Here is a 15140-nt window from a genome sequence, read left to right on the forward strand (position 1 = left end):
CCGGAGCGTTATCCCGGAGCAAAATCGCGGAAAATAGGTCGCTGGCGGGCAAAAAATCGTATCAGGAAACAAATTTCACGCTCAGAGCGTAAAACCCTCGCCGAGATAAAGCCGCCGCACATCGGGATTTGCCACAACTTCGTCGGCGCGGCCGTGAGTGAGCACCTGGCCGGCGTGGATGATATAGGCACGATCGATCAGGCCGAGCGTCTCACGCACATTGTGGTCGGTGATGAGGACCCCGATGCCGCGCGCTGTCAGGTGACGCACCAGTTGCTGGATATCGGCGACGGCGATCGGATCGATGCCGGCGAAGGGCTCGTCGAGCAGCATGTAGGCCGGGCGTGTCGCCAGCGCCCGCGCGATTTCCAGGCGACGCCTTTCGCCGCCCGAGAGCGACATGGATGGCGCCTTGCGTAGATGGCTGATGTGAAATTCCTCGAGCAGTTCGTCGAGGTTGCGCTCGCGGACCTTGCGATCCTTTTCGACCACTTCGAGCACGGCGCGGATGTTCTGCTCGACATTGAGGCCGCGAAAGATCGAGGCCTCCTGAGGCAGATAGCCGATGCCGAGGCGCGCGCGACGATACATCGGCATCGAGGTGACGTCGAAGCCGTCGATTTCGATCGTGCCTTCATCCACCGGCACCAGGCCCGTGACCATGTAGAAACAGGTCGTCTTGCCGGCGCCGTTGGGGCCGAGCAGCCCGACGGCCTCGCCGGCGCGCACGCCCAGCGTAACGCCGCTGACGACCTTGCGGCCCTTGTAGCTCTTGGTCAGACCCTTGGCGATCAAGGTTCCCTTGAACTTCGCCTTGTCGACAGTGACCGTGGCCGGAGCCGAAAGCTTGCCTGCGGCCCGTCCCGGAAGACGCGCCGTCAGCGACGACAGGCTGACCATCAGGGGTTCGTCGCTCCCGATTTCGGCGCATCCGATTTCGGCGGGGGTGTGATCGACATCTGCACACGCTGCCCAGCGCATGGATCGACTTGAGCGAGCCCGGTTTTCATCTGTACGGTGAGCTTGCAGCCGACCAGAACATTGTCGTTTTGCGAAAGGACGACCTTTTTGCCCGAAAGCACCAGCACCTGGCTCTTCATGTCGAAACTGCCCTGATCGCCGGTCGCGACCTGCTGATCCGACTTGATGTAGACCTTGTCGGAGATCTCCAGGTGATCGATGTTGGCCGAGCCGGTCATGGCCGCCGCGCCAGCGGCTTCAGCGCCCTTGGCGCCCGCGTTGGGGTCCTTGACGTAGTAGACCATCATCTTGCCGGCCTTCATCAGCGTCGGCCCCTGGACGACGGTGACATTGCCGGTGAAGATCGCGACGCTGTCGGCCTGATGGACTTCCAGCTTGTCGCTTTCGATCTGGATCGGCTTGTCGCCGGCCAATTTGAGACCCGACACCTGGCTGGCCGCTCCCGACTGCGCCAGCGCCGGCGCCAGGCTGAGCAGGAACAGCGCCGAAGTTGCGGCCGCAAGCCGTGTCGAACTATTGAGCCACATTCGCTTCTTCGCCCTTTGCCTCAGCCGCCTTTAGAACGGCGGGATCGATGTTGACACGAACCTTGTTCTCGAACACCAGGATCTTGCCATTGTCCTGGACCGACATCGAATCCGCCCTGATCTGCGACCCGCCACGGCTGACATCGACGGGATCATCCGTCTTCATAGTGCCTTTGCCCATGTCGAGGAAGACCGATTTGAACTTGGCTTGCAGGCCGTCGGTCGTGGTGATGGTGACGTCGCTGTTCAGCTTCATCGTATTGCCGTCGCGATCGTAGGTACCGCGCGAGGCTTTGATCGCCGCGACATTGTCGGGGGCGATCGGCACCTTGGCGTCTATGCCTTCGAGTTCGATGATGCCTTGCGTGCTCACATCCTGGATGGCACGCAGCGCCGTCATCGAATAGGGCTGCTTCTGCTTGGTGAACCCGTTGAGTTTGGGATTGGCCATCACCAGCTTGCCGTTGGAGAAGGCTGTGCCTTCGGCCTGCACCGCGACGGAGACGGGCGCGGCGAGGTAGGAATAGACCGGGAAGGCGATGGCAATCAATGCCGCGGCCAAGGGCACGGCGAATTTGAGCACGCGCACGCGGCGCGAATGACGTTGGGCGCGGTCGAAAGCTTCGCCCCGCGTCCAGCCATCCGCCGGGGGAGCCAACTCCGTCTCCGGGCTGGTCGGTTCATTCGGTCGCGCTAACATGACTGCTTTCTTCTAAAACCCCTGCCCGGGGAGCACCGCCTATACGTGGGAGGCCAGCGCCCTCGCGCAAGCACAAGCCGACGAAAACCGCAAAAATGTGACAGCTGCCGTGCACAAACGAAACCCGGGTCAGCGCAAACAGCCAATGCTTCATAACAGAAATAGACGCCCTTGCGTCTTTTTTCACCACCGAAGTTCTTCCCACTTACCTTGCGCCGCCCCCACAGGCCAGTCACGAAACAGACAACACGGACCCCTGCGCGCGGATTGCCGCGCCATGTGCGGGACGGAACTGCTTCCCGATCAAGACATCATGGTCTAAAAGCGTCTCTTCCCGATGACTGTGAGGCTGACGATGGCATTGAGAGCCGACGACCTGATCGACCGCCGCCGCTTGCGGCGCAAGCTGACTTTCTGGCGTGTTGCGGCCTTTGGCATCGTGGCGCTCGGGGTGATTGCGCTGTCGGCCTGGTTCTATGGCGACGATTTCGGCGGCTCCGCCGTCGATCACATCGCCAAGGTCAGGGTCGAAGGCACAATCACCGAGGACGACGAACTGATCAAGCGGTTGGAAGCCATCCGCCAGTCGCCGAAAGTAAAAGGCGTGATCCTTGTGGTCGATTCTCCTGGCGGCACCACCGTCGGCGGGGAATCGATCTACGAGGAGGTTCGCAAGCTGGCCGCCGACAAGCCTGTCGTGGCCGAGGTCGGTACGCTCGCCGCGTCGGCGGGCTACATGATCGCCAGTGCCGCCGACCATATTGTCGCCCGCAAGACCTCGATCGTCGGCTCGATCGGCGTGCTGATCCAGTATCCTGACGTCAGCGGCCTGATGGACAAGCTCGGCGTCAAGCTGGAGGAGGTCAAATCCTCGCCGCTGAAAGCCTCACCCTCGCCCTTCAAGCCGACCAATGACGACGAGCGCGCCATGGTCCGCAAGCTCATCCTGGACAGCTACGACTGGTTCGTCGGCATCGTCGCCGAACGCCGCAAGATGACCCACGAACAGGCGCTGGCGCTGGCCGACGGTTCGATCTTCACTGGCCGCCAGGGTGTTGCCAACGGGCTGATCGACGCTGTCGGCGGCGAGTCCGTGGCGATCGACTGGCTGGCGACCAAGGGTGTCGATGCCAAGCTCAAGGTGGTCGAGTGGAAGGACACGGAACGACGCGGCGGTTTCCTGTTCTCGAAGGCTATGGCACGCACGATCGCCGGCGCGCTCGGCCTGCCGGACTCCGGCGGCGACGTGATCCATGAACTTGGCGCCGACCGCTTGTTTCTTGACGGTCTCGTTTCCGTCTGGCACCCTTGAGACGCGTTGGGACAGCTGAAAAAGCAAATAAAATCATCCTGATAATTTTGGCCGAACTGCTTTCACGGGGACCCGTCTGATGATCAAGTCCGAGCTTGTGCAGATTATTGCCACGCGCAATCCGCATCTTTTCCTGCGCGACGTCGAAAACATCGTCGGCGCGATCTTCGATGAAATCACCGACGCGCTTGCCGAGGGCAACCGGGTCGAATTGCGCGGTTTCGGCGCTTTTTCGGTGAAGAACCGACCTGCCCGCACCGGCCGCAACCCGCGTACCGGCGAATCCGTCGAGGTCGAGGAGAAATGGGTGCCGTTCTTCAAGACCGGCAAGGAATTGCGTGAAAGGCTGAACGGCGGCAAGTAGGCGCGTCAGCGCCGGACGGCCCTATCGGCCCGCTTGCGACGGAAAACATCATGCTCAATCGCCTCATGCTCATCGTGGTCTTCGTGCCCCTAGCGATCATCCTGATCGCATTGGCCGTGGCCAACCGCGAACTCGTCGCCTTCACGCTGGACCCGTTCAATCCCGGCAATCCGAAGCTGACGCTCACCTTGCCGCTGTTCATCTTCCTGTTCCTGGCGCTCGCCATCGGCATGGTCGTCGGCAGCCTGGCGACATGGGTCAAGCAGGGCCACTACCGCAAACTGGCGCGCCAGCGCGGTGTCGAGGCCGAAAACCTGCGCCAGGCAGTCAGCCGCACGCCCGCGGTGCCGCAGGCATCAGCCCAAGGATCCGCTCAAGGGTCGGCTCAAGGGTCGGCCCAGGGGTCGGCCCAGGGGTCGGCCCAGGGGTCGGCATTGCCGAAGCCGACCAATTGAGCCGCAGATCGGCGCGTTTCTTTTACGGAGCTTTTCATGCTGACCATTTCGGCCGCGGAGGTCGATCGTGCGCTGACCTTTCCTGGACTGGTCGATACATTGCGCACGGCATTTCGCGAGGGCGCGGTGCAGCCGGTCAGGCATCATCACGCGGTCGAAAGGCCTGACGGCGCGGCGTCGACCTTGCTGCTGATGCCCGCCTGGACCGATTTTCACGCCGCGGGAGGTTCCGCCGGCGGCCATATCGGCGTCAAGATCGTCACCGTCTCGCCAGACAACAACGCCGTCGGCAAGCCCGCCGTGATGGGGCTCTATCTCCTGCTCGATGGCAGCACCGGCGAGCCGGAAGCCCTGATCGACGGCCAGCGGCTGACGCAGTGGCGCACGGCGTGCGCCTCGGCGCTCGCCGCGTCCTATCTCGCCCGCGACGATGCCTCGCGGCTGCTTGTGGTCGGCGCCGGCGCGCTGTCGCCCTTCCTGGCCAAGGCGCACAGCGCCGTGCGACCGATCAAGACCATTCGCATCTGGAACCGCACCCCGGCCAACGCCGAGAAAGTCGCGGCCGATCTGCGCGCCGAGGGCTTCGCGGCCGGCGCCGCGACCGATCTCGATGCCGAGCTTGGCCAGGCCGACATCGTCTCCTCGGCGACAATCACCACCACGCCGCTGCTCAAGGGCACGTTGCTGCGGCCGGGAACCCATGTCGACCTGGTCGGCGGCTTCACGCCTGCGATGCGCGAAAGCGATGACGACGCGATCATGCGCGCCCGCGTCTATGTCGACACCCGTGCCGGCGCCACCAAGGAAGCCGGCGACATCGTCCAGCCACTGGCCTCAGGCGTGCTGAAGCCGGACGCCATCGTGGCCGACCTGCACGAACTGGCGCGCGGCCAAAAGGAAGGTCGCGGCAGCCCGGACGAGATTACGCTGTTCAAGTCGGTCGGCGCCGCGCTGGAGGACTTGGCCGCCGGCATTGCCGTCTACAAGGCACTCAGGGGCTAGTCGAAGCGAGTTTGGCGCCCATCGTCTCCGCGATCAAAGCGAAATCGGCCATGCTGATGGCGAACAAGCCAAAGCGCAACGGGTAGCCCCAGTTCGATTTGCCTGAGGTGAACTCCAGCCTCTCAAGCAATGGCTTGATCGGCGTTTCCTGTGCCTGCGCCCAGTCGACATCGCGGCGGAACGGCGTGAAGCCGCCGCCCATGTCGCCTTGGTAGGGGTCTCCTTCCCGCACCGTGCCGATCGCCGTGAACGCCTGCAGACCGTCCTTCTCCCCCAAAACCGTGGTCGGCGAGTAATAGACGATGCCGTCACCGGGCCTGACGCGGCGCAGCGGTGCCGCCTTGCCATGGTTGACCTGCATGAAGCCGTCCTGGCGGCCGCGCCGGACATGCTGCGCCGACGCCACCGCGATCCAACAAGCGTTCATGTCTGTTCCTAATTGGCCTGTTGTCCGTCGGCCAACGCTGCCCGGCAATCGGCCCGAAGTGCCGAAGTGCCGAAGTGCCGAAGTGCCGAAGTGCCGAAGTGCCGAAGTGCCGAACGATAGGGCCAGAGCCGCGGCAATGGCAAGTGCGGCCGTTCGGAACGGCTTCGGCGCGGAATCGTTGTTGCGTCATGCGACTATACGGCTTCCTGCTGTTCTGGTCTGTCTTGACCGCAATGATCGCTGCGCTCAGCCTCGGACCGTCCTTCGCCCATGTCCTGGAATCGGCGCCCCGGCTCACCCGATGGTCCCCGGCGCTTTGGCGCGAGGCCACCGTTTTCAACGGCCAGTTCCTGCTCTTCGCAATCGTTGGCGCGCCGCTGGATGTCGCGGCAATCATTGGCCCGGGACTGCTGGCATGGCTGCTGCGCCAGGATCGGCCGGCGTTCTGGTTCGCACTCGCCGCCACCTTGCTCTATGTACTATCACTCGTGCTTTGGTTCATTCTCGTCAGACCGGCCAATAAAATTCTCGCCACCTGGGTGCCGGGGCGAATTCCAGACAATTTCGAAGTCATACGGCTGCGCTGGGAAACCGGCCACATGGCCGTCACGGCGGCCAAGGCTGCCGGATTCGTTTCGCTGGTTGTCGCACTGCTTTCGATCGGACGTGGCGGCTAAGCCATCGTCCCAATCGCCCTAACCCTCGCAATCGCAATGTGGCTCGGGTTTGTTGCGCCGATGGGCATAGCTGTGGCAGAAGCGGGCCGAACCGCCGGAGAAGCTGTCTCTTGAAGTCTTTTCGCGACAAACGCCGCGACGGCCGCCCGCATCAACCGGGTAAAGGCGAAGCCGCGCAATCGCGTCCACCGGAAGGTCGCGGCGTGGCCAGGCCGGAGGTCAGGCCGCGGCAAGACCTGAAGCCGGACCAGCCCGCACCAAAATCCACGCCCCGCAACCTAGCCCGTCGCGACGGCGTCCTGCCCGCTGAGCAACTTCCGGTAATCCTCGAAGTGGCACCCAACGCGGATTACGCGCTGCTCGACAGCGGCGCGGGACAAAAGCTTGAACAATATGGCCCCTACCGGATCGTGCGGCCCGAGGGCCAGGCGATCTGGCAGAAGGCTCTGCCGGCCAAGGACTGGGAGCGTGCCGACGCGATCTTCACCGGCGACACCGACGAGGAGGGCATCGGCCGCTGGCGTTTTCCCAAGACGCCGCTCGGCGAAACCTGGCCGATGAAGCATGACGGCATCGACTATCTCGGCCGCTTCACCTCGTTTCGCCATGTCGGCGTCTTTCCCGAGCAGGCCTCGCACTGGGACCATATGGCCGGGCTGATCGCCGCCGCCAGGCGGCCGGTCAAGGTACTCAACCTGTTCGGCTATACCGGCCTTGCCTCGCTGGTGGCCGCGCGCGCCGGCGCCGAGGTCACCCATGTCGACGCCTCGAAGAAGGCGATCGGCTGGGCCCGCGAAAACCAGGAGATATCGGGACTTGGCGCCAAGCCGATCCGCTGGATCGTCGACGACGCGGTCAAGTTCGCCGAACGCGAGGAGCGTCGCGGCAGCCGTTACGACATCATCCTGTTCGATCCGCCGGCCTATGGCCGCGGCCCCAAGGGCGAGGTCTGGCAATTGTTCGAGGACCTGCCTGATTTGACGGATCTCTGTCGCTCGATCCTGACTCCGAAACCGCTTGCCGTGGTGCTGACCGCCTATTCGATTCGTGCCTCCTTCTTCGCCATCCACGCTCTGATGCGCGACACCTTCGCCGGCATGGGCGGCAAGGTTGAATCGGGTGAGCTGATCATCCGTGAAAAGTCCGCCGGCCGGGCGCTTTCGACGTCGCTGTTTTCGCGCTGGGTGGCCTGACATGAACGAACGGCATGCCGGCGCGCCCGGTCAGGTGAAGGAAGTCACCAGCCTCGCCAATCCGCTGGTCAAGGACATCAAGGCACTTGCCTTGAAGAAATTCCGCGACCAGCAGAACGCCTTCATGGCCGAGGGGCTGAAGCTGGTCATCGATGCGCTCGACTTGGGCTGGCAGATCAGGACGTTGGTTTTCGCCAAGGCCGGACGCGGCAACGCGGCCGTGGAAAAGGTGGCGGCACGCACCGTCGCCGCCGGCGGCACCGTGCTCGAAGTATCGGAAAAGGTGCTTGTCGCCATCACCCGCCGCGACAATCCACAAATGGTGGTCGGCGTCTTCTCGCAGAAATTCCTGGCCTTGAAGGACATCCGTGCCGACAATGGCGATGTCTGGGTAGCGCTCGACCGGGTGCGCGATCCCGGCAATCTCGGCACCGTCATCCGCACCGTCGATGCCGTCGGCGCCAAGGGCGTCATCCTGGTCGGCGACACCACCGATCCGTTTTCGGTGGAAACGGTGCGCGCCACCATGGGGTCGATCTTCGCCATACCGGTGGCCAAGGCAACGACAGAGGCATTCCTTGCCTGGCGCGGCGGTTTTTCAGGGCTCGTTGCCGGCACGCATCTGAAAGGCGCGGTCGACTACCGCTCGGTCGATTTTTCCCGCGGGCCGGTGCTGCTGATGATGGGCAATGAGCAGCAGGGCCTGCCCGAAAGCCTGGCGGCAAGCTGCGACAGGCTGCTCAGGATTCCGCAGGCGGGCCGCGCCGATTCGCTCAATCTCGCGGTCGCCACCGGCATCATGCTGTTCGAGATCCGGCGCGGCGCGCTGAAGCTCGAACCAATTTCGGACCAGCAATGAGGGTTGCCCAATCGTGAAATCATGGTCTCCCTACGCGCTGCTCGTCATCGTCGCCATCGCGCTCGACCAGTGGATAAAGACACTGGTCGAAGCCGGACTGCCCTTCCAGGAAAAGCTCGACCTCCTGCCCTTTCTGGCGCTGTTCCGCACCTACAACACCGGAATCGCCTTCTCGATGTTCTCCTCCTTCGGCGACACCGGCCTGGTTGTCATCGCGGTGCTGGTCGTCGCTTTCGTGCTTTACCTCGCCACGCGCACGCCATCGGGCCATGTCATCGCCCGCACCGGCTTTGCCCTGATCATCGGCGGCGCGCTGGGCAATCTGATCGACCGCGCCGTCTACGGCCATGTCATCGATTACATCCTGTTCCACACGCCGGTCTGGTCCTTCGCCGTCTTCAACCTTGCCGATGCCTTCATATCGGTGGGCGCGGCGATGGTCGTCTTCGACGAACTCATCGGCTGGCGGCGTGAATCCACGCCTCCGAACGCCAAGCCTTCCGAAGATTGACCTCGCGCGGCCATCGCCGCACAGTCACGCCGAGCAAAGTTCGCGGAGAAAAAGATGACCGAAACCTTCAAAGCCATCCTCGTTTCGCGCGATGCGGAGAAAAAGCAGTCCGTCGCCGTGACCGATCTCACCGACGCCGATCTGATGGAGGGCGACGTCACCATCGCGGTCGAGGCAACGACGGTGAACTACAAGGATGGACTGGCGATATCGGGCAAGGCTCCGGTGATCCGTCGATGGCCGCTGGTGCCGGGCATCGACCTTGCCGGCACCGTCATCTCATCTTCCAATCCCCACTGGCGCAAGGGCGACAAGGTCATCCTGAATGGCTGGGGTGTCGGTGAAACCCATTTCGGCGCCTATGCCGGGCGCGCCCGCGTCAAGGGCGACTGGCTGGTGCCTCTGCCGGAAGGCATGAGCGCGCATGATGCCATGGCGGTTGGCACAGCCGGCTATACGGCCATGCTCTGCGTCATGGCGCTGGAGCGGCACGGCATCCTGCCTGAGCGCGGACCTGTCGTGGTGACGGGTGCTGCCGGCGGCGTCGGTTCGGTCGCCGTCTCGATCCTGTCCAGCCTCGGCTACCATGTCATCGCGTCGACCGGCCGCAACGCCGAAAGCCCCTATCTGATCAACCTGGGCGCCGCCGAGGTGATATCGCGCGACGAACTCAACCAACCCGCCAAGCCGTTGGCCAAGGAGCGCTGGGCCGGCGGCATCGATTCGGTCGGCAGCCACACGCTGGCCAATGTGCTGTCGATGACCTCCTATGGCGGCGCGGTCGCGGTCTGCGGCCTGGCCGGCGGCATGGATCTTCCGTCGAGTGTCGCCCCTTTCATCCTGCGCGGCGTCTCCCTGCTCGGCATCGATTCGGTGATGGCGCCGAAGGCCGTACGCCTCGAGGCCTGGCGGCGCATCGGCTCCGATCTCGATGTGGACAAGCTCGCCAGCCTGTCCACGACCATCGGCTTCGACGGCATCATCGGTGCGGCACACGACATCGTCGACGGCAAGATCCGCGGCCGCGTCGTCGTCGACATGTGACCCGGCTCAGGGGTGGCAGGCGCGGGGCGAAATTCCCCCATTGGCTGGCAAATCCGTCGCCGCCGGGCCAAAAACGCCCGATCAACTAAAATTCGAACGATCCCCCGCAATTTTCCATAATCTCTATCTGGCAAAGGATTTCGCATGATCGCGGAATCCGACAGCCAACAGGCCGACGCCGGCGACAACATCGATGCGGCATCGGCGCAACTGCCGGTATCGGCGCGGCGGTTTATCGCCGCGCCGCCGCTGGTCCCTGATCAGCAACCGGCCAAGCGCGAAGGCCTGCCGGTCCTGACCTTCGTTGCCGTCATGCTGCTGGCCGGCCTCTCATCCCTGACCGGGGCGCCAGTCTTCATCAGCCTTGCCTTGCTGGCAACCGGCCTTGCTGGCCTGGCCATGCATCTGCGCGCCAGACGCAGCGTACGCCGCACCGCGGTCCTGCTCGACGAAACCACCGCCCGCAACCGCGCCGAGATCGAGACGCTGGCCGACCGCATGTGGGAGATGCAGGAAAGCGAGGAGCGCTTTCGCGGTCTCATCGACGCGCTCGGCGATCTCGTCATCCATCGCGACCGCGACGGTTACATCGTCTACGCCAACAAGGTGTTCGCCGACATCGTCGAAACCGATCCGCGCGATCTTGCCGGCAAGACGTTGGCCGAATTCGGGATCGAGGTCGGCATCGTTCCCGATGCGGCTTTCTCAGATCATGAATGCCTGAGTTCCACCGACGTTGCCATCCGCACGCCGACGGGCCCGCGCTGGTTCTCCTGGATCGAGCTGTCGGTGCGCGAAAAGGACAGCGGTGCCGTCTCGCATCGCGCCATCGCCCGCGACATCACAGCACGCAAGCGCGCTGAGTCGTCCATGATCACCGCGCGCGAGCGGGCCGAGTTCGCCAGCCAGGCCAAGTCGCGCTTCCTCGCCACCGTCAGCCATGAGATCCGCACGCCGATGAACGGCATCATGGGCATGGCCAGGCTGCTTGCCGACACCAGCCTTTCGCCGGAGCAGCAGACCTATGTCGGCGCCATCTCGACCTCGGCCAGCGCCTTGCTTGCCCTGATCGAGGACCTGCTCGATTATTCCAAGATCGAGGCCGGACGCTTCGATCCCGAACCGCAGCCCATGTCGGTGCGCGAGATCGCCGACAACATCATCGAATTGATGGCCGCGCGGGCCTTCGCCAAGAATATCGGCCTCGGCTGCCATGTCGAACCGGATGTGCCGCAATTGATCACCGCCGATCCGGGCCGGGTCCGGCAGGTGCTGCTCAACCTCATCGGCAACGCCATCAAGTTCACCGACAGTGGCGGCGTGCTGGTCAGCGTCGCGCGCGCCCGAACCGAGACCAGCGACCGCATCTGCTTCACCATCGCCGATACGGGTCCCGGCCTGCGCGACGAGGACATGGAGCGCATCTTCGAGGAGTTCGAACAGGCCGACGGCACCTCGACGCGCACGCATGGCGGTGCTGGACTGGGACTTGCCATCTCCAAGCGCTTGGTGGCCGCCATGGGCGGCACGATTTCGGTTTCCAGCCGGCTTGGCCAGGGATCCGAATTCGTCTTCGAGATTCCCGCCACGTCAGCCACCGAGCCGCCGCAGGGCCGATTGAACGCGCTTGCCGGACGACGCGCCGTGATCGTGTCCAAGAACACCGTCGAGGCCGACGCCATCGCCCGCACCATCCGCTCCAATGGCGGCGCGGCCGGCATCGCCACCACCGTGGCTCAGGCCGCATCCTTCGCCGACGGCTGCGACGTGCTTCTGGTCGACGCGGCCATGGAAGAGAGTGACGGAAGGCTGCTCAAGCGTCTTCGCCAGCATGGGTTTTCCGATTGCGAAGCCGTCACGCTGATCGCACCCACCGACCGCGGCATGCTGGGCGAGTTTCGTGCCAGCGGCTACGCGACTTTCCTTGCCCGGCCGGTGCGCGGAGGAACACTTTTGCGTGTCCTTTTGAGCAGCCACGCACCGGTCCTGGCCCAGCCGCAGCCGGAAAAACGCCGCGCGCCGGCGCTTCGTGCCTCAGGCGAACGCCAGCACGGCCTGTCCGTGCTGATCGCCGAGGACAACGACATCAATGCCATGTTGGCCCGCGCGACGCTGTTGAAGGCCGGGCATCGCGTCAAGGTGGTCGGCAACGGCAAGGCCGCCGTCGAGGCGGTCACCGGTGCCGGCCAGAAGCATCGCTTCGACGTGGTGCTGATGGATCTCCACATGCCGGTCATGGACGGACTGGACGCCATTGCCGCGATCCGCCGCCATGAAGAGGAGGCCTCCGTGCCGCCGGTGCCGATTATGGTGCTGTCGGCCGACAGCCAGGAAAAAACCCGCCATGCGGTGCTCGCCCACGGTGCCAGCGGCTTCGTCACCAAGCCGCTCGACCCCGATGCACTGGTCAGCGCCGTCGAGGGCCAGGTCGCCGCCTGAGCCTGCTTTTCCGGGTGCGTGGCTGGTCAATGCCGCCGAAAAGCAGCGCATTCTCGGCGCCCCGCGAACGCGACGCGCCGTGGGGTCCTGTGACGCAACGTAGCCGGTTGACCGTTTTCGCCAGCCGACGAAGTATTGCCCGCAACGCCGTATCACGGTACTGTCACAATCCTGTTGCACCTACACCGTATCCCCGTGCCAAGAGGGATGGCTCGAAGGAGAATCACTCGTGCATACAGTTATGCCGGAATGTGACACTCGGCCGAACGCCAGCAGCGCCTTGCTCGCCGGACGTAATGTCGATTCCGTCATAAAGGGTGCGGCGCTCGGCCGTATCGGCAATCTCGAAGTGCGGCTCGCCCGCAACGAGGCCGAGATCGCGGCCGCGCAGGAAGTGCGTTACCGTGTATTCTATGACGAGCTTGGCGCCAGGAAGGATCTGTTCCAGGCGCAGGACCGCCGCGACGCCGACCGTTTCGACCCGCTCTGCGACCATCTGCTCGTCCTCGACACCACGCTGTCCGGCCCTGAGCACCGCCGCATCGTCGGTACCTATCGCTTGCTGCGGCAAGAAATCGCGGCAACCGCCGGGGGCTTCTATTCCGAAGGCGAATTCGAGCTGACCAAGCTCATCGCCCGCCATCCCAGCCAGCGGTTCCTTGAACTCGGCCGTTCCTGCGTCTTGCCGGAATACCGTTCGAAGCGCACCATCGAAGCGCTATGGCAAGGCATCTGGGCCTACATCAATCACTACCAGATCGGGGTGATGACCGGCTGCGCCTCGTTCCATGGCACCGTGCCGGCCGCGCATGCGGAGGCGCTCACCTATCTTGCCCATCACTGCCGCACCAACTCGGCCTGGGACGTGCGCGCTGTGTCCGGGCGCTATTGCTCCATGGATCTGATGCCGATCGAGGCGGTCAACACCAAGGCCGCGATCGCGGCGATGCCGCCTCTGGTCAAGGGCTATCTGCGGGTCGGCGCTCGCATCGGCGATGGTTGCGTCATCGACCGCGAATTCTCCACGGTCGACATTTTCGTCGTGATGCCGGTCAAGGAGATCGGTGCCCGCTACGTCAACTACTATGGCGGGGAAGCGCAGCGCTTCGCCGCGTGACGCGAATAGCTTCTTTTCATGGAATGTCTTCCGGCCGCCGGCCGGGCCGGCTCTTGTAGGCTGGAAAGGTCCAGCCGAAACGGAGCGCGCCGCCGCGAACGGCGAACGCCGCGGCGAAGCCGGCCAGCTCTGAAAAAATCGGCGGCAATCCTGTGACGTCGCCAGCCGTGAAGATGGCAGCGCCTGCCAGAGCGGCCGTAACATAGATTTCCGGCCTCAGCAGTACCGAGGGCTCGCCGGCCAGCAGATCGCGCAGGATGCCGCCTGACGTGGCGGTGAGCACGCCGGTGATGACGGAGACGACCGGCGAACCCGTAATGGCCAGACCCTTGGCCGCACCCATCACCGAAAAAGCGGCCAATCCGATGGCGTCGAGCCAGAGCAGCCATTTCCAGCGGGATTCGACACGGTGCGCGGCAAAGAACACCAGCACCGCGACCGCCGCGCAGATCAGAACGTAGCTCGAGTTGGCGACCCAGAAAACCGGCAGATTGAGGATGACGTCACGAAGCGTGCCGCCGCCGATGCCGGTGACGCTGGCCAGGAACAGGAAGCCGATAATGTCGAGCTGTTTGCGCGACGCCGCCAACGCCCCCGTCGCCGCGAAGACGGNAGTGAATGGCAATTGGCGAAGCAGGCGCCTACTCGTCCCGGTCCTTGCTACTCACTACTCTCTATTCGCTACCCCACTAATCACGCATCTTTCTCGGCCTGCTCATTGACCGGCCCTGGCTCGACCGGCGCGTCGGCGGCAATTTTCGGACCGCCCTTGGCGACGCCGACCATGGCCGGGCGAAGCACCCGCTCGCCGATCGAATAGCCCGGCTGCACGACCTGGACCACGGTGTTGGCCGGGACATCGGGATTGGGCACTTCGAACATTGCCTGGTGGAAATTGGGATCGAACTTCTCGCCCTCGGGAGCAAGTTTCTTGACCCCATGCCGTTCCAGCGCCGACAGCATGGCGCGCTCGGTCAGGTCGACGCCTTCGATCAGCCCCTTGAAGCCGGCATCCCCCGATGCCTTGGCCTCGGCGGAAATGGCATCCAGGGCGCGGCGCAGATTGTCCGACACCGACAGCATGTCGCGGGCGAAATTCGCCACCGCATAAGTGCGCGCGTCATGCACGTCGCGCGCGGTGCGGCGGCGCAGGTTTTCCATCTCGGCCGCGACCCGCAGCGCGCGGTCCTTCAGCTCTTCATTTTCCTTCAGCAGCCGCACAAGCGCTTCGTAGTCGCCATCGATGCTGCCTTCCGTGCGCTCGGCATTGGCCTCGGCCGCCTCGGCTTCATTGGGCGTGCGTTCGTCTTTTGCCTGGTCGCTCATCGCCGTTTCCCGTCATCTCGAATGGTATGGATTTTGTGCCCGATATCGAGGTTCGCAGGCCAAAAATCAAGGGGAAAGCGACGGCAAGAGCCTGCGACCGGATCAGGCAAGCACGGTGGGACGCTTCGATTTTAATTCAAATTTTACCCTACTTGCCGGCTTTGCTTGCCACGAAGCGGTGATGCGGGAACCATTCCGCTGCTGGG

17 protein-coding genes are annotated in these 15140 nt (G+C 64.0%); 11 read left to right on the forward strand and 6 right to left on the reverse strand.

Going from position 1 to position 15140, the window contains the following annotated elements; all coding sequences use genetic code 11:
• Positions 1-81: 81 nt before the first annotated feature.
• Genes lptB through lptC form a run of 3 tightly spaced genes read right to left on the reverse strand, consistent with a single transcriptional unit; the run spans position 82 to position 2208 of the window.
• Complete coding sequence (gene lptB / locus X742_RS163730; protein ID WP_023770619.1) at positions 82-900, reverse strand: LPS export ABC transporter ATP-binding protein; 819 nt, start codon at positions 898-900, stop codon at positions 82-84.
• Positions 900-1508: an LptA/OstA family protein gene (locus X742_RS163725; RefSeq protein WP_023770620.1), complete on the reverse strand. Its 609-nt coding sequence runs from the start codon at positions 1506-1508 to the stop codon at positions 900-902. The genes lptB and X742_RS163725 overlap by 1 nt, the downstream gene beginning before the upstream one ends.
• On the reverse strand, positions 1495-2208 hold the full coding sequence (gene lptC / locus X742_RS163720; protein WP_023770621.1) for an LPS export ABC transporter periplasmic protein LptC: 714 nt from the start codon (positions 2206-2208) through the stop codon (positions 1495-1497). The genes X742_RS163725 and lptC overlap by 14 nt, the downstream gene beginning before the upstream one ends.
• Before the next feature lie 355 nt (positions 2209-2563).
• Here lptC and sppA point away from each other — a divergent pair, with 355 nt between their 5' ends.
• From sppA to X742_RS163700, 4 genes are all read left to right on the forward strand, one after another.
• On the forward strand, positions 2564-3520 hold the full coding sequence (sppA, locus tag X742_RS163715) for a signal peptide peptidase SppA (RefSeq protein WP_023770622.1): 957 nt from the start codon (positions 2564-2566) through the stop codon (positions 3518-3520).
• 79 nt (positions 3521-3599) lie between these two features.
• A complete protein-coding gene (locus tag X742_RS163710; RefSeq protein ID WP_006200394.1) occupies positions 3600-3884 on the forward strand; it encodes an integration host factor subunit beta in 285 nt (94 codons plus the stop codon).
• A 50-nt stretch (positions 3885-3934) separates the two neighbouring features.
• Positions 3935-4339: a hypothetical protein gene (locus X742_RS163705; protein WP_023770623.1), complete on the forward strand. Its 405-nt coding sequence runs from the start codon at positions 3935-3937 to the stop codon at positions 4337-4339.
• A 36-nt stretch (positions 4340-4375) separates the two neighbouring features.
• Positions 4376-5341, forward strand: a complete 966-nt coding sequence (locus X742_RS163700) for an ornithine cyclodeaminase family protein (RefSeq protein ID WP_023770624.1) — start codon at positions 4376-4378, stop codon at positions 5339-5341.
• On the opposite strand, the gene X742_RS163695 is transcribed toward X742_RS163700, so the two are convergent.
• Positions 5331-5768: an EVE domain-containing protein gene (locus X742_RS163695; protein WP_023770625.1), complete on the reverse strand. Its 438-nt coding sequence runs from the start codon at positions 5766-5768 to the stop codon at positions 5331-5333. The genes X742_RS163700 and X742_RS163695 overlap by 11 nt on opposite strands.
• 188 nt (positions 5769-5956) lie before the next feature.
• On the opposite strand from X742_RS163695, the gene X742_RS163690 reads away from it, so the two are divergent.
• The 7 genes from X742_RS163690 (at position 5957) to X742_RS163660 (ending at position 13608) form a co-directional block, all read left to right on the forward strand.
• Positions 5957-6445 (forward strand): hypothetical protein, encoded by a 489-nt coding sequence (locus tag X742_RS163690; RefSeq protein WP_023770626.1) that lies wholly within the window; start codon positions 5957-5959, stop codon positions 6443-6445.
• Positions 6446-6555: 110 nt separating this feature from the next.
• Positions 6556-7638, forward strand: a complete 1083-nt coding sequence (locus X742_RS163685) for a class I SAM-dependent rRNA methyltransferase (RefSeq protein WP_023770627.1) — start codon at positions 6556-6558, stop codon at positions 7636-7638.
• A gap of 1 nt (position 7639) precedes the next feature.
• Positions 7640-8497, forward strand: coding sequence for an RNA methyltransferase (locus X742_RS163680; protein WP_015315708.1), 858 nt, complete (start codon positions 7640-7642; stop codon positions 8495-8497).
• Between the two features lie 13 nt (positions 8498-8510).
• Positions 8511-9008 (forward strand): signal peptidase II, encoded by a 498-nt coding sequence (gene lspA, locus X742_RS163675; RefSeq protein ID WP_023770628.1) that lies wholly within the window; start codon positions 8511-8513, stop codon positions 9006-9008.
• A gap of 54 nt (positions 9009-9062) precedes the next feature.
• Positions 9063-10052, forward strand: a complete 990-nt coding sequence (locus X742_RS163670; protein WP_023770629.1) for an MDR family oxidoreductase — start codon at positions 9063-9065, stop codon at positions 10050-10052.
• Between the two features lie 144 nt (positions 10053-10196).
• Positions 10197-12491 (forward strand): PAS domain-containing hybrid sensor histidine kinase/response regulator, encoded by a 2295-nt coding sequence (locus tag X742_RS163665; RefSeq protein ID WP_023770630.1) that lies wholly within the window; start codon positions 10197-10199, stop codon positions 12489-12491.
• 241 nt (positions 12492-12732) lie between these two features.
• Positions 12733-13608, forward strand: coding sequence for a GNAT family N-acetyltransferase (locus X742_RS163660; RefSeq protein WP_023770631.1), 876 nt, complete (start codon positions 12733-12735; stop codon positions 13606-13608).
• A gap of 16 nt (positions 13609-13624) precedes the next feature.
• Here the strand turns inward: X742_RS163660 and X742_RS163655 are convergent, their stop codons facing one another.
• Positions 13625-14233 (reverse strand): trimeric intracellular cation channel family protein, encoded by a 609-nt coding sequence (locus X742_RS163655; protein WP_023770632.1) that lies wholly within the window; start codon positions 14231-14233, stop codon positions 13625-13627.
• A 68-nt stretch (positions 14234-14301) separates the two neighbouring features.
• Entirely contained in the window at positions 14302-14934 is a 633-nt protein-coding gene (grpE, locus tag X742_RS163650) for a nucleotide exchange factor GrpE (RefSeq protein ID WP_023770633.1), read from the reverse strand.
• Between the last annotated feature and the right edge of the window lie 206 nt (positions 14935-15140).

The sequence above is a fragment of the Mesorhizobium sp. LNHC229A00 genome (assembly GCF_000502415.1).
GTDB lineage: Bacteria > Pseudomonadota > Alphaproteobacteria > Rhizobiales > Rhizobiaceae > Mesorhizobium.